General features: G+C 48.3%; 23 protein-coding genes and 1 tRNA gene. 22 read left to right on the forward strand and 2 right to left on the reverse strand.

All coding sequences use genetic code 11. The features are described from left to right. The first annotated feature begins 24 nt into the window (after window positions 1-24). The 3 genes from NFU03_RS00465 (at window position 25) to NFU03_RS00475 (ending at window position 3,092) form a co-directional block, all read left to right on the forward strand. Entirely contained in the window at window positions 25-552 is a 528-nt protein-coding gene (locus NFU03_RS00465) for a DUF1850 domain-containing protein (protein ID WP_251635156.1), read from the forward strand. Then, window positions 536-2,566, forward strand: coding sequence for a TRAP transporter permease (locus tag NFU03_RS00470; protein ID WP_251635158.1), 2,031 nt, complete (start codon window positions 536-538; stop codon window positions 2,564-2,566). Before NFU03_RS00465 ends, NFU03_RS00470 begins: the two co-directional genes overlap by 17 nt. Window positions 2,567-2,666: 100 nt before the next feature. Then, a complete protein-coding gene (locus NFU03_RS00475) occupies window positions 2,667-3,092 on the forward strand; it encodes a hypothetical protein (protein WP_251635160.1) in 426 nt (141 codons plus the stop codon). An 18-nt stretch (window positions 3,093-3,110) separates the two neighbouring features. Here the strand turns inward: NFU03_RS00475 and NFU03_RS00480 are convergent, their stop codons facing one another. Continuing rightward, window positions 3,111-3,401, reverse strand: coding sequence for a hypothetical protein (locus NFU03_RS00480; protein ID WP_251635161.1), 291 nt, complete (start codon window positions 3,399-3,401; stop codon window positions 3,111-3,113). A 187-nt stretch (window positions 3,402-3,588) separates the two neighbouring features. On the opposite strand from NFU03_RS00480, the gene NFU03_RS00485 reads away from it, so the two are divergent. The 18 genes from NFU03_RS00485 to NFU03_RS00570 all read left to right on the forward strand — a co-directional run bounded on the left by NFU03_RS00485 (window position 3,589) and on the right by NFU03_RS00570 (window position 17,414). Continuing rightward, a tRNA-Val gene (locus NFU03_RS00485) sits at window positions 3,589-3,661 on the forward strand. Between the two features lie 274 nt (window positions 3,662-3,935). Beyond that, a complete protein-coding gene (locus NFU03_RS00490; RefSeq protein WP_251635162.1) occupies window positions 3,936-4,229 on the forward strand; it encodes a hypothetical protein in 294 nt (97 codons plus the stop codon). 319 nt (window positions 4,230-4,548) lie between these two features. Then, window positions 4,549-4,791, forward strand: coding sequence for a hypothetical protein (locus NFU03_RS00495; RefSeq protein WP_251635163.1), 243 nt, complete (start codon window positions 4,549-4,551; stop codon window positions 4,789-4,791). Continuing rightward, entirely contained in the window at window positions 4,788-4,970 is a 183-nt protein-coding gene (locus NFU03_RS00500) for a hypothetical protein (RefSeq protein WP_251635164.1), read from the forward strand. The genes NFU03_RS00495 and NFU03_RS00500 overlap by 4 nt, the downstream gene beginning before the upstream one ends. Further along, a complete protein-coding gene (locus NFU03_RS00505) occupies window positions 4,970-5,104 on the forward strand; it encodes a CD1375 family protein (protein ID WP_251635165.1) in 135 nt (44 codons plus the stop codon). Before NFU03_RS00500 ends, NFU03_RS00505 begins: the two co-directional genes overlap by 1 nt. A 322-nt stretch (window positions 5,105-5,426) precedes the next feature. Continuing rightward, a complete protein-coding gene (locus NFU03_RS00510) occupies window positions 5,427-5,621 on the forward strand; it encodes a hypothetical protein (RefSeq protein WP_251635166.1) in 195 nt (64 codons plus the stop codon). 152 nt (window positions 5,622-5,773) lie between these two features. After that, window positions 5,774-5,944, forward strand: a complete 171-nt coding sequence (locus NFU03_RS00515; protein ID WP_251635167.1) for a hypothetical protein — start codon at window positions 5,774-5,776, stop codon at window positions 5,942-5,944. 260 nt (window positions 5,945-6,204) lie between these two features. Continuing rightward, the gene (locus NFU03_RS00520) at window positions 6,205-6,393 is read left to right on the forward strand and encodes a hypothetical protein (protein WP_251635169.1); all 189 of its coding nucleotides are present in this window, start codon (window positions 6,205-6,207) and stop codon (window positions 6,391-6,393) included. A 63-nt stretch (window positions 6,394-6,456) separates the two neighbouring features. Further along, a complete protein-coding gene (locus NFU03_RS00525) occupies window positions 6,457-6,714 on the forward strand; it encodes a hypothetical protein (protein ID WP_251635171.1) in 258 nt (85 codons plus the stop codon). A gap of 22 nt (window positions 6,715-6,736) precedes the next feature. Beyond that, window positions 6,737-6,919 (forward strand): hypothetical protein, encoded by a 183-nt coding sequence (locus NFU03_RS00530; protein ID WP_251635173.1) that lies wholly within the window; start codon window positions 6,737-6,739, stop codon window positions 6,917-6,919. Between the two features lie 170 nt (window positions 6,920-7,089). Beyond that, entirely contained in the window at window positions 7,090-7,941 is an 852-nt protein-coding gene (locus NFU03_RS00535; RefSeq protein WP_251635175.1) for a peptidoglycan-binding protein, read from the forward strand. A 389-nt stretch (window positions 7,942-8,330) separates the two neighbouring features. Continuing rightward, window positions 8,331-10,715 (forward strand): tetratricopeptide repeat protein, encoded by a 2,385-nt coding sequence (locus NFU03_RS00540; protein WP_251635177.1) that lies wholly within the window; start codon window positions 8,331-8,333, stop codon window positions 10,713-10,715. A gap of 391 nt (window positions 10,716-11,106) precedes the next feature. After that, entirely contained in the window at window positions 11,107-11,247 is a 141-nt protein-coding gene (locus tag NFU03_RS15765) for a YolD-like family protein (RefSeq protein WP_398289698.1), read from the forward strand. A gap of 1,014 nt (window positions 11,248-12,261) precedes the next feature. Beyond that, window positions 12,262-12,981, forward strand: a complete 720-nt coding sequence (locus tag NFU03_RS00550) for an HIRAN domain-containing protein (protein ID WP_251635180.1) — start codon at window positions 12,262-12,264, stop codon at window positions 12,979-12,981. A 603-nt stretch (window positions 12,982-13,584) separates the two neighbouring features. After that, window positions 13,585-14,358, forward strand: a complete 774-nt coding sequence (locus tag NFU03_RS00555) for an ABC transporter ATP-binding protein (protein ID WP_251635182.1) — start codon at window positions 13,585-13,587, stop codon at window positions 14,356-14,358. Further along, window positions 14,355-16,184 (forward strand): FtsX-like permease family protein, encoded by a 1,830-nt coding sequence (locus NFU03_RS00560; RefSeq protein ID WP_251635184.1) that lies wholly within the window; start codon window positions 14,355-14,357, stop codon window positions 16,182-16,184. Before NFU03_RS00555 ends, NFU03_RS00560 begins: the two co-directional genes overlap by 4 nt. 116 nt (window positions 16,185-16,300) lie before the next feature. Beyond that, window positions 16,301-16,522 carry a WYL domain-containing protein gene (locus NFU03_RS00565; protein ID WP_251635186.1) on the forward strand — a complete coding sequence of 74 codons (222 nt, stop codon included), beginning with the start codon at window positions 16,301-16,303 and terminating at the stop codon, window positions 16,520-16,522. Window positions 16,523-16,556: 34 nt separating this feature from the next. Continuing rightward, window positions 16,557-17,414 carry a DNA-3-methyladenine glycosylase family protein gene (locus tag NFU03_RS00570; RefSeq protein WP_251635188.1) on the forward strand — a complete coding sequence of 286 codons (858 nt, stop codon included), beginning with the start codon at window positions 16,557-16,559 and terminating at the stop codon, window positions 17,412-17,414. Between the two features lie 127 nt (window positions 17,415-17,541). On the opposite strand, the gene NFU03_RS00575 is transcribed toward NFU03_RS00570, so the two are convergent. Next, window positions 17,542-17,685 carry a hypothetical protein gene (locus NFU03_RS00575; protein WP_251635190.1) on the reverse strand — a complete coding sequence of 48 codons (144 nt, stop codon included), beginning with the start codon at window positions 17,683-17,685 and terminating at the stop codon, window positions 17,542-17,544. Window positions 17,686-17,999: 314 nt separating this feature from the next. Here NFU03_RS00575 and NFU03_RS00580 point away from each other — a divergent pair, with 314 nt between their 5' ends. Continuing rightward, window positions 18,000-19,388, forward strand: a complete 1,389-nt coding sequence (locus NFU03_RS00580) for an aldehyde dehydrogenase (RefSeq protein WP_251636191.1) — start codon at window positions 18,000-18,002, stop codon at window positions 19,386-19,388. Window positions 19,389-19,515 lie beyond the last annotated feature (127 nt).

Consider the following 19,515-nt stretch of genomic DNA (forward strand, 5'->3'; position numbering starts at 1 on the left):
ACCGTGTTTTGAAGAGGTGAGCGGGTGAAAAGATTGCTGATTCCGCTAGTTCTTCTGCTGATCGTGCTGCTGATCGCTGCCTGGACGATCCCGGTCAAACAGGCATTTACATTCACCGAAACACGAACTGAGCATCCTCGATTTGCGTATAAGCTGCTAGCGGATGACGATGAGTTCCAGATCCGTTACGTGCATTCGATCTTTTTGACGGACGTCATCGAAACCTACCGGGTGCTGCCCGATCGGTCGATCCGCTTCCTGACGATGCGCTATGAAGACGTCGGAATCGGACTGCCGGCACATGCGGAAGAAGGCGAATCGCTGACAGTCACGGATGAGGGCATCTATACCCTTACATACGAAGACAAAGTCATCGACTCATTCGTGCTGTATATCGGCGATGTGGACGCGCAATTGGCGTTCCGCTACTCGGGTGAGGAGACGGACTTGAAAAGATTTCTCGAACGGGGGCACTCCTACGAGTTCCGCGTGAAGAAGCTGACCTTAATTGAACTGCTGAAAGGAGCAAGACTGAATGGCAAAGAATACTGAAAAACAGAAAAAGGATCTGATCACCGATCCGAACGACGAGCGGTTCGACACGCTGTCGGAAGCGGAACAGCTCGAACTGCTCCAAAAATACGATCCTGAATCCAATACGAGGAATTTGGCCGGCATACTCGGCAAGATCGTTTTCTTCGGCCTGCTGGCGTTCTCGATCTTCCAGCTGTATACATCGATCGGAACACCGTTCACCGCCTATGTACAGCGGTCCATCCACTTAGGATTCGCACTGTCCCTCATTTTCCTGCTGTTCCCTGCGCGTAAAAAGCCGGGTGTCAAACGGAACAAGGTGCCATTCTATGACATGATCCTGTCGCTCCTGGCGATCGGGGTCGGCCTGTACTGGCCGCTCAACATGGACGAATTGGTCCTGCGTGTCGGCCGCGTAACGGATCTTGACCTCATCGTCGGAATCTTGGCGGTCCTGCTGACGATGGAAGCGGCACGCCGCGCTGTCGGTCTGCCGATCACGATCATTTCCGGGGTGTTCCTCGTCTACGCGTTCTTCGGACCGTATTTCCCGGGATTCCTCGCGCACAGAGGGCAGAACCTCGATAATCTCGTGCAGCTCATGTTCTTTACGACAGATGGGATCCTCGGAACGCCGATCAGCGTTTCGGCGACGTTCATCTTCGTCTTCCTGCTGTTCGGTGCATTCCTCGTGAAAACCGGCGTCGGGAACTACTTCAACGACCTAGCTGTTGTACTGGCGGGAAGGCTGACGGGGGGGCCGGCGAAAGTCGCGATCTTCTCAAGCGCCCTGCAAGGGACGATTTCAGGAAGCTCCGTCGCGAACGTCGTCGGATCCGGTTCGTACACGATACCGATGATGAAGAAACTCGGCTACCGCAAAGAGTTCGCGGGCGGAGTGGAAGCAGCCGCTTCGACAGGCGGGCAGATCATGCCGCCGATCATGGGGGCTGCTGCGTTCCTGATGGTCGAGTTCATCGGAGGTGTCACGTACTGGGAGATTGCGAAGGCTGCAGCTATTCCCGCACTCCTGTACTTCACGGGCATCTGGATCATGACACATTTCGAAGCGAAGCGTGTCGGTCTTGAAGGGATGCGGCCGGAAGAGATTCCGAACCGCAAGGAAACACTGAAAAAGATCTATCTTCTGCTGCCGATCATCGGAATCATCGTCTTCCTGCTGTTAGGGATCCCGACGATGAAAGCGGCATTGCTCGGTATTGTGCTGACACTCATCGTCAGTGCGTTCAACAAAGAAACACGGCTCGGCTTCAAGGACATCATCCAGGCGCTCGTCGACGGCGCGCGCACAGCCCTTGCTGTAGCTGCGGCAACTGCCTGTGCCGGTATAATCGTCGGCGTCGTCGTGAAGACAGGACTCGGACTGAGCCTCGCAAACGGCCTCGTATCAGCGGCTGGAGGAAACATCTTGCTGACGCTTATCTTCACGATGTTTGCTGCGATTGTGCTCGGCATGGGTTCGCCGACGACGGCCAACTACGTTATCACGTCGACGATCGCTGCACCGGCGATCATCACGCTGCTCATGCTTGACACGCCGAACGCGCCAGTGCCTGTCGTCATTGCGATTTCTGCGCACTTGTTCGTGTTCTACTTCGGCATCATCGCGGACATCACGCCGCCTGTTGCCCTTGCTGCATTTGCGGCATCCGGCATTTCCGGCGGAGACCCGATCAAAACCGGGGTTACGTCAGCGAAACTTGCAATCGCCGCCTTCATCATCCCGTACATGTTCGTCTTCAATCCGGCGATGCTGATGATCGATGCGAGTGTGTGGGAGATCATCTGGGTGACCGCCACCGCCATCGTCGGGATGATCGCCATCGGGGCGGGACTGATCGGCTATTGGTACCGGAAGCTGAACTGGATCGAGCGGATCATCACCGTTGCGACCGGAATGATGCTCATCTATCCGGAAACGAATACGGACTTCATCGGACTGGCGCTGTTTGCCATCCTGTTTGCCATCCAGCTGATTTCGAAAAACAAGGAAAAAGCAGTCACTGCATAAGAAGAGCCCGTCTGATCTCACCGTCAGACGGGCTTGTTTTTTGAAACCTTTTTCGGACTAGGAACGTCTATTGGGAAAGGAAACGAAGGGGGAAGGACCTGTGAAGTGGATCAAACGACTTTTTGCCGTCATCATCGTATTCGCGGTCGTCATCGCGGCCGCCTACTATTTCGGGACGAACTGGCTCGCGGACAAGGCGATGAATGAAGTGACTAGCCAGCTGGAGTCGTCCGGGCAGCTCGATGAAGTCAAAAGCGAACTGAACAGCAACGCGGACGTCCAGGCCTATTTACAGGACGCGAAGACCGCGGACCGCAGCAAACTGCCCATCAAGACGAAGGAGCAGGCAACCCGCGCGGTCCTGAAGAAATTCAGCGTCAGCGAACTCGCAGACATGCAGCAGAAGGCACAGTCCGGCATGACGGAAGCTGAACAGCAGGAGCTGCTCCGGAAAGTCGAAAGCCGTCTGACACCCGAGGAACTGCTGTCGCTGAAAGTGCTCGCACTCGACGAATTGTCGAAATAATAATAGAAAAAGGACCCTTCAGCCGCCGGCATGATCGCGGTGGGAAGGGTCCTTTTGTTCGTTCTGCCGGGCTTTCTTGAGCTCCCGGGTCAGCTCGGACATCTGCTGCTTCAGTTCGTTCAGTTCATCCATCACATCGCCCGTATCGGGTGCGTTCTGCTGCTCCTCCACTGCCAGGGCGGCAGCATACGTAACGATCGCATCGCCGATCAGCGACACGACACTCCCGAACACAGCGAGCTTCGCCGCCTGGCCGGACGTCTCAATACCATACGCGTCGAAATCGTCTATGCTGACTATGATGACCACCTCCGTACATGACCTGGTATAGTCAGTATATGCTGCCCAAAGTGGAAAGCGACAAAAAATCGACGCCGGATAAATTATTTTCGAAAAAGGTATTGCACCTTCTCCGATATCGTGATATTATCATACATGTGCTTAGGACAGCGAGCTTACCTCAAACAGCTGCTCCACAAGCCAACTGCATAATCCCGATTCCGTAGCTCAGCTGGGAGAGCGCTACCTTGACAGGGTAGAGGTCGCTGGTTCGAGCCCAGTCGGAATCATTGGGTGCCAAACCCTCGTAAAGACCGTCGGAACGCGGTTCTTTACACGAAACAGACCTATTAGGCCGGATGCCTAGGGTCTGTTTTTTTGTGTATTATGGGGTGAAAATGGGGCGGAAAAATAAATATAAACGGTTGTTAGCCACGATTCTACACAGAAAAAGCCAGCTCAGGAAATGCAGATAAAATTAACTGTCTCCCTGGATTGGCTTTTTTTACGTACATAAAAGCTGTTTTCCTCATGCGTCTCCAATCTCTTCTAGAAGTCTCTACATTGAAAATAAAATTCTACTACCAAGTTTATGACTTACTTCCTTTTGTTATCGCCATGGTTATCAGTAATAGCATCACCTGTATCAGCTTCGACGAGTATCTCATCTTTAAATGCAACAAGTTATATGATGGTGTCATGGAACTATCAGGCTCTCTCGCAAAAGATGTATACTCCGCGCTCAAAGTCTGGGCAGAGGATGACGAACGTGGAAAGTCCGCAGTCGATGAGCGTACTTTCTACATCGTTCCTAACCGTCCACCCATGCTGACAATCAATACGTTCACCACTGCATAAGACCTGATCGGCACCGACAAGGTCCCCATCAGCGTAACGATTTTAGATCTCGACGGCAATTAAACAATTGTTTCTAACAAACTAAACGGCGGCTTGTACACGGAGTTAATCGTTGCCCGGACAGCGGCCGGTCGTTCGATCTCCTGTTTTCCTGTCTTGAACTTGGCGAGTACACTTTCATTGGCGAAACAAACTATGCTTACATCTTTAAGACAAGTCTGACTCTTCAACTGCCTAAGACAGCGAACCACTGACGCCTTTGGCCAAGTCCGTGCATCGGTATACTCTCATCCCGCCTGCCAGTACCGCGCAAGGGCTATTGTTGTGGCTCGAGCGGCATCCGGATCAGGCTGTGACTGTCGAGATCAGCATGACCAACGGGACGGAGCAGAAGCAATATACGGCGATGACGCTGGATTCCTCCGGCCCGTCGGATATGGCCGGCCGGGTGGAGGACTTCTACAAGTACCTGGCTGACCTGCCAGCGGAGAAGATCGCAATCAAGCTGTCCTGGACAGGGGACAAACCAATCTATCGGATAACGTGGGCGTTGACACAATGATGATGGTGAGACGCCGGCAGCCGGACGGGACGCTCGGACCACTCGAGCCCCTGTTCCCGGAGGTGTCGGCACAAGTCGATGAAGCGGTGCTCGTCCTGCTGGAAGCGATGGCCGGGCTACAGGAGCAAGTCGAAGAGCTGAAAGCTGAAGTCAAAGCGGCGAAGGGAGGTGCGGAGTGATGGTCTATCCATACATGGTGCCCGTCTATGCGCTGCTGGTGAAAGCTGGCGCGCGGGAGATTGACAGTTTGCCGGAGAAGTACCAGGTGCCGGTTGCGGAGTATCTGGCTGATCAGGTGGAGAAGGAAAAATAAAATGTATTTTCTTCTCAGTTTCTTAAAAGTCTTGACGAACAAGTCCTATATTATAGTCGTGAGACAATAATATAGGAGTGGATTTCATGTCTAGACAGTACGATGAGGAAATGGCGAAGGATGCACAACAAAGGTGGGCAATATCGAATAAGGGCTACAAAGCTTGTGTTTACTGTAATGAGATGTTTCGTCCAAGACACGAGGACAATGTTTGTAATGATTGCTAGGGCAAGTTGATGGATAAAGAGTAACTGGATACCTGCGTAAGAAGGACTCCCTACGCCTTTGTCGAATATTGGAAGGTGGAGGGAGGTGACTATTTATGAATGAAGAGGAACTGCTTAGAAAACTGTCGGAAGCTAATGGAGCAACTCTGGTTCTTGGTTTTAAAACAGATAGCGAAGCTGCACAAGCCGAGCAGTCAGCTAGGCAACTTGAAAAAAGTAGAAAGGTCGACTTGCACGAGTTGCGAGTGACCGATGACCATGCACTAGAAATTAAAGCGACAGTATTTTGAATGATGGAACGTCCACCCGGGCGTTCTTTTTATTTGTCACGAAGGAAGTCGAGGGGGGTCGACATGGATGAAAAAAATGGGAACTGATGCAGATCAAGAAGCAGACCAATGACAATAGGAAAAAAATCGAATCTTTTCATGAGTGGAAGCTGGTGATAGAGACATTCCATGCATCCCTCGTGGAGAAACTAGTGACGATTTTCAAGCGCTTGGACGGCATCGAGGAGACGGTGAAGTGGTTTAACCGCACGTCACTCGCTACCCTCGGCACCGGCATGCTCGGCGTGATTGAAACGGTCATCTCTTGGCTGATAAAGAATTGAGGTGCGATATGGATCCACAGAAAATCGAGTTGGAAGAGTTGGTTGACAAAGTGAATCAGAAGATACCGTATAGCATCCCACCGATGTTCGATCTGTATACGACGGTGTTTTCGATGGCGAACACCATGGTGTTTTTCTGTTTCCGACTATGCTGTATGACGGGCCATCGGTGAAGACCTATGCTATATGGCCGCAGTCATCCGCAGTATGTGTGGGGCTTCACCTTCGTCGCTGCCTGTACACTCAAAGCGGCCGGGCTGATGTTTAACTGGATAAGGATGCGGGTCACTGGCTTGGCACTCAGCAGCGCTTTGTACGCGACGATGACCGTCTGCTATGCGCTGTCCTTCCCGAGCATCGGAACGATCACCTTCGGCTGCATGACGGTCTTCACGCTGCTGAGCATACCGCTCGTCAAGCATACGACCATCCGGCATAAGAAGGCGTGATGGTATGGGCAAACCGAAGAAGCAGAACTACTGGTCAAGGGGCTGACGGATCGCGCGTTCATCATGACCATGTCGGTCTCCACATTCTTCGTCTTCGCGGCGCTCGGTATGATCCTGTCAGCGTTCGGCGTTGAGATGAGCAATACGTATATGGAGATTCTGGACATGACGGTGCCCCCCCTGCTGACGATTATCGGGGCTGTGTTCGCCGTGGAAGGCGTTGGTTTGTTTGCGAACCGGAAGACCAAGAAAGAAGTCAGTGACGCAGTGGAAAAGAAGATGTCGGAGGATCCCTCCGCATCTATGCACGAAATTGAATAGTACATAAGAGAGGAGCCACAAGATGAATTTCCTATTTGAATACTGTCCTGTCCTGTTCGCCCTGATCGTCCTCCTGACGGTCGGCGGCTTTTTTGTGTACGGCTTTATCAAGCAGCCTTCCGAGGTCCAATTGCAAAAGGTCAAGTCATGGCTGCTCTTGGCCGTTACACAGGCTGAGGCGGAACTGGGAGGAGGCACCGGTTAGCTCAAGCTGCGCTATGTCTACAATCTGTTCATAGAGCGTTTTGGATGGTTTGCCAAGACTGTCAGGTTTGAGCTGTTTAGTGAGCTGGTGGACCAGGCGCTTGAAGAGATGCGGCACATGCTCGAGAACAATAAAGCGGCGTTGATGCTACTGGAAAGGAGTGAGGTCTGATGAGTGTCAAAACAGCGAACCGAGACATCAATGCCCTCCTGCCAGCCGCACAGAAAGCCTGCCGTCTGTTTTTACAAGAGTGCCACGCAGCAGGACTCAACGTATTTATCACCAAGACGTACCGGTCAGCGGAGCGTCAGAAGTGGTTGTATGCTCAGGGTCGAACCCGTGATCTAGACAAACCAAAAGTCACTTGGACGCTGAACTCTAATCACATGAGCCGACTGGCCTGGGATGTTGCCGTTAACCCGCCTAAAAATCTGTACGACACGGCGACGCTTAACAAAGCAGGTGCAATCGCTCGACGTCTCGGCATCCAGTGGGGAGGGGACTGGACTAAGACGCCGGACAAGCCGCATTTCCAAGTGCCGGTAAACTGGAAAGCACCGGCCGGGAGCGCATCCACGGCGGGCACGGGAGGCGCCTGGCACGTTGAATACGGTGATTCAGGTTCGAGAGTCCTGGTACTGCAAAAGGCACTGAATACGCTCGGCTACAAGGTAGCAGAGGATAGCCAATTCGGTCCGTCGCTGAAAGCGGCATACATTGCCTTTCAGAAAGCAAACAGCCTGACTCCGGATGGCCTGTATGGGCCGGCAGGTCAAAAGAAAATGGCCGAGGTACTGGCCTCACAAAAGACACTATCAAAAGAGGAGATGGACGAATTGGATCAACGACTTCCGTTAACCCAACAAAAAGACATGGCGAATCTACTCAGATGCGCTCGCCAGACCGGCGTGTTTGAGGTGGATCACTCTGATAAGGCGCCTACCATGACGCGCAGGCAGGCTTATGATCTCACGCTCAGCTATGTCGCACGGAAAGCAGTCGAAGACGCGAAGAAGAAGTAAACAGGTAAGCCCTCCTATCCATTGCGGACGGGAGGGCTTTTTTATTTGTCCTGACAACATGCTGGCAAGTGAGATGGCCATTTCAGATGCTATCGGTGTGCTCTTCGTGGCGATTTATAGCGGCCATATTGTCGGGAAGTCTTAATAACGCATACCAAGCCCTATCCTTTATTGGACGGGGCTTTTTTATATGGCCAATTTAACTCTATAAAAAAGCTTTAAATACTGCACCAATAAAATGGTAACTAACTAATTTTTCTATGCTATAATTGAATTTGGTGTTGTAAAATACTAGCTATTACCAATTTTGCTACTTAGCAATGGTTATCTTTTAAAAAATTTTTATGTTGAGAATTTAGTAGTCTGAGTATAGAAAAGAGGGGGAAGTTATGACTAACAATATTCTTAGTCCAGTAAAAGAAAACTTTGCAACAAAATTTTATTTTGGCAGAGTGATAGATGAGTTTACTTTCACACAATTAATAACTGAGTTTTGTGAAGAAGGATATGAAACGAATAAATCGCATTCCAATCCCTTGTCAGACCACTTTATATTAAAAATGATAAGCAATAGAGAGAAAAAAGCAATTGAAATTTCTCCTAATTCAATATCTTTTTTTCCGATACTTGAAGATGAAAATGAAATTGAGGATATTAGAAAGAAAATATTTAAACATGTGGCGAAAAGATATGAAGTCTACAATATTACTTCTAGAGAAAACCTTACATCTTCTATAACATCTCTTTTGAAAAATGATTTGAGATCATGTGCCAGCCTTTTATACTATTCTTTTCATAAGTACACTAATACCTTGTTATATAATTATTATAATAAAGAATTAAAAATGACTGACAATGAAATAATTTTTGATGAAATTGAACATTACACAAGTTCTATGTTTTATAAATTCACTGAAGAGATCAAGAAAAATGATGAGATAGATTTAGAAAAATCGAGCGAGTTATTAGAGAGGCTAACGCACCATAGTTCTAAAAAGAATATTGATCCTTTTATGTTATTAAAATACACTTGGAAAATAGAAGAAAAGAGTAATTCATTTTTAACACCTAACATAATTTATTTATCTAATTACTTATTCAAGGTTGATTATACAGCAAAAGATTCAGTGGATGCATACAAAAAAATATTCGAAGATTTATCAAGAGAAGATACAAGCCAAGAAATTAATGTAAAAAAAGCAATCGCTTTTTCTTTTATTATGTCACTTGAAAAAGACAGTGAGAAAGAAATTTGGATGTTGTATGTAATCGCACTGCGATTATACTGGCTAAGACAAACTGCCGATTATGAGTTTGACTTTGATGTAAACACATCTGTAAAAGAGATGGCTAAAATGGTTCATTCTATAAAAAGCTTAATTGAGCTTAACCAAGAAGAAGTAGATACAATAGTCGACGATTTTATACCTCTTCAAAAATCTTCTCTAAATGATGAAATAGTTGAAGAAACGGAGAGTAAAGAGGGTGCAATTTCATGTCCTCTATATAGCGTGGATTACAAATTCCCAAAATATATTATAAAAGAGGAACGAGAAAAAAATGTCACTTTGTTTATGTCAGTAATCCATTTAGATTCTGAGTTTGACAAAGACAAGATATTAGGAGCGTTGAACTTTACACCGCATATTACTAATAAAAGTGATTGTTTTATATATGAGGTTTCAAATAAGGATATTTCAGTATTCTTATATATTCATTTTAGCAGCGAAGGTCGATGGTTGTTTTGGTTTCAAAATGATGCTGTAAGTATTAATACTTATTCAGAAAAAGATTTAAAAAATGCTTGTGAAGATTTCTTTACATCTCTCTCCGAAAGCTATAAAGACTTTCATACAGTCAAACTGGACACAAATTTGGTTGGGACAAATCCTATACACTTAAATGAAAAATCATCATTTATAGAGATCGATGGTTTAAATATGTTAGAATTTGAACTTGCTAAAAGGAAGTTACATTTTAAGAAACAGCTAAATAGAATTTTGGAAAGTATGTTATTTATTGATGAAGAAGGTAAACTTTTTGGTGCTATAGAATTTGATTTTGATATTGAATTTGGACTAGAATTAACTATACCGTTCAACAGAAAAATATCGAGTATTTTAGATAAACAATTACCTATGGTTTATGTTAAGTTTATTATAACAGACGACGATGATCTTACTAACGATGAATTTGATTTTATTTTAAGTGGTCTTAATACAGAATCGAAAAGTATAAATCTTATAAACATATTTATGAGTTCGCATGAAATACAAAATTTCATATTTGAAGAAAAGTCATTAAAAGTGAAAAGTGCAATTGTGAATATTGTTAATAATATTAGTTATGGAGAAATTTCTGAAGGGTTAGGTAAGATAGAGGGTATAAATAATGTACTGGAGAAGTGCATTGAATTGGATCCAACTAATTCAATCCCTAACGCGACTCTTGGTTATTGGTATTTCCGTAATCAAGGCGATCTTGAAAATGGCAAGAAATATTACGAGGAAGCTATAGAAAAGGATGAAAATTTCAATTCCGGAATGTATGTGTCTCAGCTTCAACAAAAATATTACTATGAATTAGCGAAGTATTATTGTGAAGTTGAGATAGATAAGCAGCAGGCTTTGTATTTTATTACTCAAGGTTTAGATAAAGACCTAAGGTTTCAAGAAGAGTATCAAGAATTGATAGTAAACAATGGCTTGGAGCTTGTTAGTGATAAGTCGATTGCCGCATCAGAGGAAGAGCCAACACTGGAGAAAGACATATAATTTTTAGGGAAAATAATAAAAACAAAGTAAGATCAAAAGATCTTACTTTGTTTTTATAACTATAGTATTTGTGTTTTTTGTTTTTTTTTCGTGGGATAAATCTATTTTAAAACTAATTATATCGGAAATTTTTATAGAAGGTTTATGAGTATTCACTTCACTTCTCCCCCTTTTGTTAAAATGTATGCACATAAGCGATACCTACAATATATCAAATCCAGATTAGTTTGTAAAATCAAATATACCATATCATACTCTTAGATATAAAAGGAAGTTAGAAAAACTATAACATATATACGTGTTTTTTGCACATATACATATCTTTCTATACTTTACCAAGGGAGATGATCACGTGATAAGAGGCCGCGACAGAAACAAATGGACGGCCATTATGCTGCCAGAGCATATTGCCAAGTTGAGAGAATGGCAGGCTGAGGACGATAAGTTACCGCAACCGGTACTGTCCGAGTTTGACCTTGAAGAGATCCAGACACTTTTCGAATCGGCGCGCATGAAGCGCTGCATGACATAGGTCAGCATCCGGCAAGATGATCGCATCACTAGCTACATAAGCACCATCGAAGAAATCGACATACATAACCGGCTGGTCGTCCTGGAGGATCCGTTTTCCGCCGAGCGGATCCCAGCCGATCTGATCATTGTGGTCCAGCATCTGGATTGAAAAAACGACTTATCCAATTACGGATAGGGCGTTTTCTATGCGTGCAGTATTCAGCTTCGCCAATCATCCTCCTCCCTTTATAAAGTGACCGACGAGTGACCAACTAGTGACCAATATCGAAAGAAGTCGGTCAAGAGTGACTGTCATAGTTAATATAGTGACCGACAAACAGCGTCATTGTAAGGTTTGGACACCTGTTGATTTTATGTGAAAGTCCGCTTTCACACCTTGACAGGGTAGAGATCGCTGGTTCGAGCCCAGTCGGAATCATTGGGTGCCAAACCCTCGGAAATATTGTCGGAACACGATACTTCTCCAAGACAGACCTATTAGGCCGGATGCCTAGGGTCTGTTTTTTTGTGTTCTATGGGGTGAAAATGGGGCGGAATTAAAACGAACGATCGTAAGCCGTGATACTGCGTAGAAAAAGCTGGTTCAGGAAAACGTAAAAATCAGGACAGCTTTAAAAGTTAAACAACAACTAAAAACACCTTACGTTGAGAAGTAGGCAATGAAACTAATTACGCTAACATAGAGGTGTTTTTTCTATATGAACCAGGTTTAGGTATCCCTATGAAGTGAATTTAAAGAAGATTGAGAAGTGGACAGCAGAAAACAGACGGCACGGCAGGCTCTGTATAACTGAGGACGCGACCGAGAGTGTAAGGGGAGGATACGAAGATTTGCAGCGTGAGCCCGCAGATCTATGTTTCATTAGAAAGATTCAGACAAAGATGCTTTATAGCATCGACCAAGGACTACAAGTTTGATGCCGTACACTCTTTGGCCACCCACCTTCTGCCGGGTAGATGGTTTTCTTTAACCAAGCATTCATTTATACTGAAGGAAAAGGGGAAATACAACATGTATGACAAATTCTTGCGAGTTGCAGGCGTTACTATGAAAAATGAAAGTGGAGAAGATATACAAACACTCTTGCAAAAAATTGCCGCCGGGTATAAGCGGGCAGATCAGTTGGAATCTTGGAATGGATACTCTAGAAAAGATATGCTTGAAGACGGATTGAGTGAGACAGAATATGAGGGACAGGAAATCCTTGGTATGGTTGAATTCGTAGAAGAACCAGAAAATCCATACGATCCGAACGCGATCAAAGTGTACCTCTCTGATGTAGATGGAAAGAAACATCACGTCGGCTATGTGAAGAAGGATTATACTAAGCAGGCACAATCTTTGATAGGTGATGAAAGCGTCTCTCGAGTTACAGTCGAGTTCACTGGCGGGAAGTCCCGAGCGATTGGGTACGATCCAATTGAAGACAAAGACGTGCTCGAAGATGAGGAAATGACGCGCGGACTAGCCGTGCACTTCCATTATAACAATCAGGACTCTTTCACTCCAGAGATAGATGAACCGAAGATACAACCAGCTGATGACGCATACGGCAAATTGAATGATAAACAGAAAGCCGCACACGATAAATGGATTGCACGCTCGAAAAAGATGGAGGAAACCGGAAAGGGGATGCAGCAAGTCGGAGGGAAAATGGCAGGTTGTGGATGCCTGATGACAATCTTCATCACGATTCCCATCATCCTAATCATCATCTTTTTATTCCTGTAAGAGAGTGAAAGCATGGATACCGTTTATGGAGATTACTGCAAATATAACTTCCTCATTTGGACAGGAATAAGTTCGACAATACCTATTTTTCGTTTAGGGAAAAATTATTCGATCCTAACAATTTGACGAAAGAGTGGGACGATGAATGTTATTGGGATAGCACGGTATCGACCGGTATTGTAAGTTCCATCACTGGAGAGTGAGCCGACCTAATAACTATCGAAAACCTAGTTAAAAACGTAGCGGGAGCGGCACCGCGCTAGTTCTATGTATTAGTCCTCATTCCCATAAAACCACGACAGAACTCGCTGGTTCGAGCCCAGTCGGAGTCATTGGGTGCCAAACCCTCGGAAGTATTGTCGGAACACGATACTTCACCAAGACAGACCTATTAGGCCGGATGCCTAGGGTCTGTTTTTTTGTGTTCTCGGAACCTAGACGGTTGGTCATCCTCTTCATCTCCCCTCAAGAAACTGCAGAAGATCATCATAAGTATTTCCCTCCAATATTAAAAGAATCTTCACTTTTGTCCGAAGGGATTCTTCATTTTCCACCAGTAGACTAAAGGTAGTCAGACAGAGCATAACAACTGGAGGAATTTGCATGAAACCTATCTTACACGCAAAAAATATCTCGAAGACATACGGCAAGAAAGGGACTGCCGCCTATACGGCAGTTCGCGACTTATCTTTTTCGATGAACGAAGGGGAGTTCATCGGCATCATGGGGCCCTCGGGATCCGGGAAAACGACGTTGTTGAATATGGTCGCAACGCTGGATCCGGTGACGGAAGGGGATATTACGATTGACGGGGTTTCCGTTTCGGCGATGACCGAAGACCAGCTATCGGATTTCCGTGCTGAGCGCCTTGGATTCATCTTCCAGGATTTTAACCTGTTGGAAAGCATGACGGTGTTTGAGAATATTGCGCTGCCTCTGTCGCTCCGGAATGCAGAAGTAGAGGAAATCCAGGATCGTGTTCTTCAGGTCTCCGGCATTATAGGAATCGGGGAACTGTTGGAGAACTACCCTGCTGAATTATCGGGCGGACAAAAGCAGCGGGCCGCCATCGCCCGGGCCCTTATCCATGAACCGGCACTGCTGTTGGCGGACGAACCGACCGGTGCACTCGATTCCCGGAACGCCGAGACGTTGCTCGACACCTTGGCTGAGCTGAACGCTGTCCGGAACGTTTCCATCCTGATGGTGACCCATGATCCGCGCAGCGCCAGCTATTGCAGCCGCGTGCTGTTCATAAAAGACGGTAAACTGGATCGTGAACTCGTCCCGTCCGGCACACGGGAAGCATTCCATCAGGAGATCCTCACGGTACTCGGCGACTTGGATCGCCGGTCAGGGGCGGGTGGCCGCGCATGATCCTGAAACTGGCCCTGACTGGTATGAGGAAGAAACGGCGGGATTACCTCATTCTTTTTACAGGACTCATCATATCCGTTGCTGTCTTCTATATGTTCCTGACTATGTCACTGAACAAAGACTTCATCGCCCGGAATTCCGTCATCAATCATATCCAGCCGGTCTTTCTCGTCGGCACGGTGCTGCTCTCCGTCACGACGTTCTTCTATTTGTTCTATACGAATTCGTTCCTGCTGTCTCTGCGGAAAAAGGAATTCGGCCTGTATGGGCTGATCGGCGTGAAGAAGCAGCAGATCGGACGTGTATTCCGTCTGGAGACGCTGGTCATTACGATAGGCGCGCTTGTCATCGGTCTAGCGCTCGGCGTTCTGTTATCCCGCGTCGTGTCATGGCTGCTGATGAGCGGATTGGATGTCGGGTTCGCCGAATTCAAAGTCATCTATGTACCAGCGGTTATGTGGACAGCGGTCTATTTTTTGATCGCTTCTTTCATCACTTCGTCCGTCCATTCAGCGCGGCTCGCGAAAACTCCCATCATTGAGTTGCTGCGCTCCGACGTGCAGAGCGAGCGGGTCGTGAAGAAACCGACACTCACGGCACTGCAGACGATGCTCGGTGTCCTGTTCCTCGGCATCGGCTATTTGTCCCTCTATTTCATGGAGCAGCTGCGGTTCATAGGGCTTTTCACTGCGCCGGTGACTACGACAGCCGGCACTTACCTGCTGTTCGCGGCACTGCTGCCGGTCATTGTCCGGAAATGGAAGCGGAACAAAAAAGCGAACCTGAGAGGGATCAATGCGTTCACTTCCGGTCAGCTGAATTTCCGGCTGTCTTCGCTGAAATGGGTGCTCGCCACCATCGCTATGCTCATCGCCCTGTCAGCCGGTGCTATCGCCGGAGGGTTCGCATTTAAAAACGATGCTTTCCTATCCATCGACAGGTCGTGGCAGTATGACGCCGCGCTGTACAATCCCGGATCTGCAGAAATAGCTCTGTTAGCGACAATCCCGCTTCAGGAACAGAACAGCTTCCATGTGAAACAGGATGATACCTATCTGTACTATGTCCGTGAAGAACTGAATGCTGCACCGCCGCTCGTCACAGATTGGGAAACCTATCGGGTTGTGCGTCCCGAACCGCTTCCGGAGAATATGAAAATCGAAGATGACTACCAGATCATCCCTGACAATTGGGTCGCTGCACTCGAGACGATCAATCCCGCCCTTGCCGGTACGAAATCGTTCCGCATTGTGCCGCTCGAACAATATGAGCGCATCACGGGGGAAGAAGTTTCGATCCTGCTCGCAAGGACTGCTGATTTCTCTGCGTATCTTCAGAAATGGCAGGCGTTAGAAGAGCTTCAGAATGACGTATACAGCACGATGATGCCCGGTTTCGATCCCAAAACAGATGCCGTTACCAGCAAGTATTCCCAGTTCAAATCGCAATACGCATTAGCAAGCGGTACGTTTTTCATGGGCTTCTTCCTCGGCCTGGCGTTCCTGACGATGATGGCCAGCATCCTGATGTTCAAGATCCTGTCCGGCGCAGCGAATGACATCCGCCGGTACGACAGTCTGCGGAAACTCGGTGTGCGCCGCAAACTACTGGAGAATTCCATAAGCCGGGAGATTCTGATTGTCTTTCTCTTCCCGGGCGTATTAGGCCTGATGCACGTTTTAGTCGGCATGCGGTTATTTTCCTTCATCCTGCAAGAACCGTATTATCGCCTCTGGGTGTCCATCCTGATCTTCCTGGCGATCTACGGAGGATATTATTTCTTCACAGTTCATCTATACCGGAAGATTGTTTTGTCGCATCAGTGAAAATCAGTAAAGCTTGTTTGGAGCCAAGTCTCTTAACAGGCTTTTTTTTGCCGTTCATATCTCTTTACTTGCGAACGTATATTCGGTATGATAAAAGAAAAGGGAGGGGAACGTACGTGCGCAATCAATTGGAGAAAGCTATAAGAAATGGGACACCGATGATCATGATCTACCGTGCGAAGGACGGGCAGTGCACAAAACGGGCGGTCACGGTACTTCAGACAGGGGAGTTCTCGTTCAAAGCGTATTGCCACATGCGCCATGCGAAGCGGACATTCCTGATTGACCGGGTGCTCGCGCTGTTCCCTGTCATCGAACGGGAAAAAGCGGTATTATAATCCAATAGAAGCTTTTATGCAGGAGTGATGTGTGATGACTGTGGAAATCGGGTTGCCGTACCCTTATGACTTCGACCGTGCACTGGCCCGGCTGGCGGGCAATCCAGTGCATGCAGTCGACCTCGATGAGCGGCTCGTGCGGGTGCCGATGGACGAAGGGAATCTCGTCAGTGTGCAGGGGACGGGGACTTTTGGAGAACCGTCCTTCAGGATCAGCGGTCTGCTGGATGAAAAACAGCTGGCACGCGTCCGGTGGATCTTCCATTTTGACGAGCCGCTGGACGGCATTGCGGCTCATTTCGCCGATACGGACCTGGCTCCGATTTTTGCAGAACACGCAGGGACGCCGCTCGTCCGCAGTTTTTCGCTGTACGGGGAACTTGTGAAAAGCATCATCCATCAGCAGCTCAATCTGTCGTTCGCCAATGTGCTGCTCATGCGCTTCATGGAACTGTACGGCATGCAGCAGGATGGGGTCTGGCGTTTTCCGGCGCCAGAGCAGGCGGCACGGCTGACGGTCGCTGAACTGCGCGAACTGCAGTTCAGCACCCGCAAGGCGGAGTATGTGATCGGCCTGTCGCAAGCGGTTGCAGAAGGCCGTCTCGATCTCGAGTCGATGCGGACCAAGACGGATGACGAGGTGACCGCTGAGCTGACAGCCCTCAGGGGAATCGGCCCATGGACTGCACAAGGGTTCCTCATGTTCGGCCTCGGGCGTCCCAATCTGTTCCCGACTGCGGATATCGGACTGCAGAACGCGCTGAAAGCATTGTGGGACCTGGACCGCAAACCGACTCAAGCGGAAATCCGCGAGCGCTTTCCGGACTGGTCGCCGTATTTGAGCTATGCGGCGTTGTATTTATGGAGGAGCATCGAAACGCCTGCCGGCTGATTGGAATATACGTTTTTCCCCACAATAAAAACAGCTTCTCTTTTTTCATGTTGGATGCGAAAAGAAAAGCTGTTTTATGTACCTGAATCGTTTACAAAAGTCATCTGGGCGTATGTGTTGGACAAAATCAGTTCATGGCCTCAAGTTCAGTTTCTTCGTCTTTGAAATAGAGGAAGTGCTCTTCTTCCAGTTCGTCCATCCGTGCTTTGTCCAGCCCGATTTCCAAATTCCCTGCAAAGATCGTTTCCCACCAAGTGTCTGTTGTCGTCATATCCAATTCCTCCTTATGAGTTGTGCTTGCTTGTATCTTTCTTTACCCCCGAGGTAGAATCCGGTAAACGTTCAATTTGAAATCGTGTCATTAGTCCTGCAGCGGCCGATCTGATGGATGGCCGGCTGATGATCTTAGTATATGATTCGACACGCATCCATAACCTGCGTATTTTGTCGGAAGTTCTTCCTGCCGAAGACGTACCTTTTGAGTCATTGACATCGAATGAGTTTTTTGTTAATCGGCAGCCGCTATTTTTGCGTCTTGTCCGGCGAGCCGGTAAGATGAGGGAAACGAAACGGGGAGTGACGAATATGACCTTCACCACAAACGATGTCGGACAGATGATCGAACGGCAGCATGCGTTCTACTTTGCAGGCGCGACCCGGCCGGCGGACTTCCGCAAAGATATGCTCTGGCGCTTGAAGGAAGCGATCGAAGCGCATGAATCGGAGATCGAAGAGGCGCTTTATCTTGATTTGCGGAAAAACGCGTTCGAGTCGTACGTGACGGAAATCGGTTTTGTCCTGTCGAGTATCGGACATGTTCTGAAAGAGCTCGACAGCTGGATGGAACCTGTTTCTGCGAAAACGCCGATCCATCTGCAGCCCGGTAAAAGTTATGTCCTGCGGGAACCGTATGGCTCCGTGCTGATCATCGGTCCATTCAATTACCCATTCCAGCTCGTCATGGAACCGCTCGTCGGCGCGATCGCCGGCGGCAACTGTGCCATCGTCAAACCGTCCGAGTCGTCCCCTCACACGGCTGCGGTCATCCGGAAGCTGCTGGAGTCGACGTTTCCGCCCGAATACATCCGGGTCGTGGAAGGGGCGAAGGAGGAGACGTCCGCGCTCATCCACGCACCGTTCGATTCCATCTTCTTCACCGGCAGCGTCGCAGTCGGGAAGGTGGTCATGAAAGCGGCGGCTGAACGGCTGACGCCAGTGACACTTGAGCTCGGCGGCAAGAGTCCGGCGGTCGTCGATCAGACGGCGCGCCTGAAAACTGCTGCGGAACGGATTGTCTGGGGCAAGTTCTCGAACGCCGGTCAGACGTGTGTCGCACCGGATTATGCAGCGGTCCACCGTTCCGTCAAGCCGCAGTTCATCCTGGAGATGAAAGAAGCGATCGTCCGCTTCTATGGTAAGGATGCTTCCGTGAGCAATGATTATGGCCGGATCGTCAATGGAAAACAGTTCGATCGTCTGCACGGCATCCTAACGAAAGAGCAGCACGCTGTCGAATATGGCGGCAGGACGGATCGCGGAGATTTGTACATCGAACCGACGATCCTCGACGGCGTGTCGTTCGACAGCCCGTCCATGGAGGACGAGCTGTTCGGGCCGCTCCTGCCGGTCCTTGAATACGACAATCTCGGCGAATTGCTGCACCGGATCCGGAAACTGCCGAAACCGCTCGCCGGTTACATGTTCACCGAAAACAAAGAGGCGGCACGCTATTTCACGGAGCAGCTGCCGTTCGGCGGCGGGTGCATCAACGACACGATCTCGCATGTCGGCAACATCCATCTGCCCTTCGGCGGTGTCGGTCCGTCCGGGATGGGCAATTATCATGGCAAAGCGAGTTTCGACGTGTTCACCCATGAGAAAGCGATGCTCGACCGGAACACGGCGATCCCGATGCGCGCTGCTTTTCCTCCATACGGTAACAAACTGAAATACATCAAACCGCTGATTCGGTGACGTCAGCGGTTTTTCTTATGAAAAAAGGAATTCGGCCATGACGGCAGGGCGAAAAAAACGTATACTAGGTGTATTGCCTAACACGGCAGCAGAGACATCGCTCAGCCGAACACTCGCTGTACGGTAT

The organism is Sporosarcina sp. NCCP-2716, from assembly GCF_023707985.1.
In the GTDB taxonomy this organism is placed as follows: Bacteria; Bacillota; Bacilli; order Bacillales_A; family Planococcaceae; genus Sporosarcina.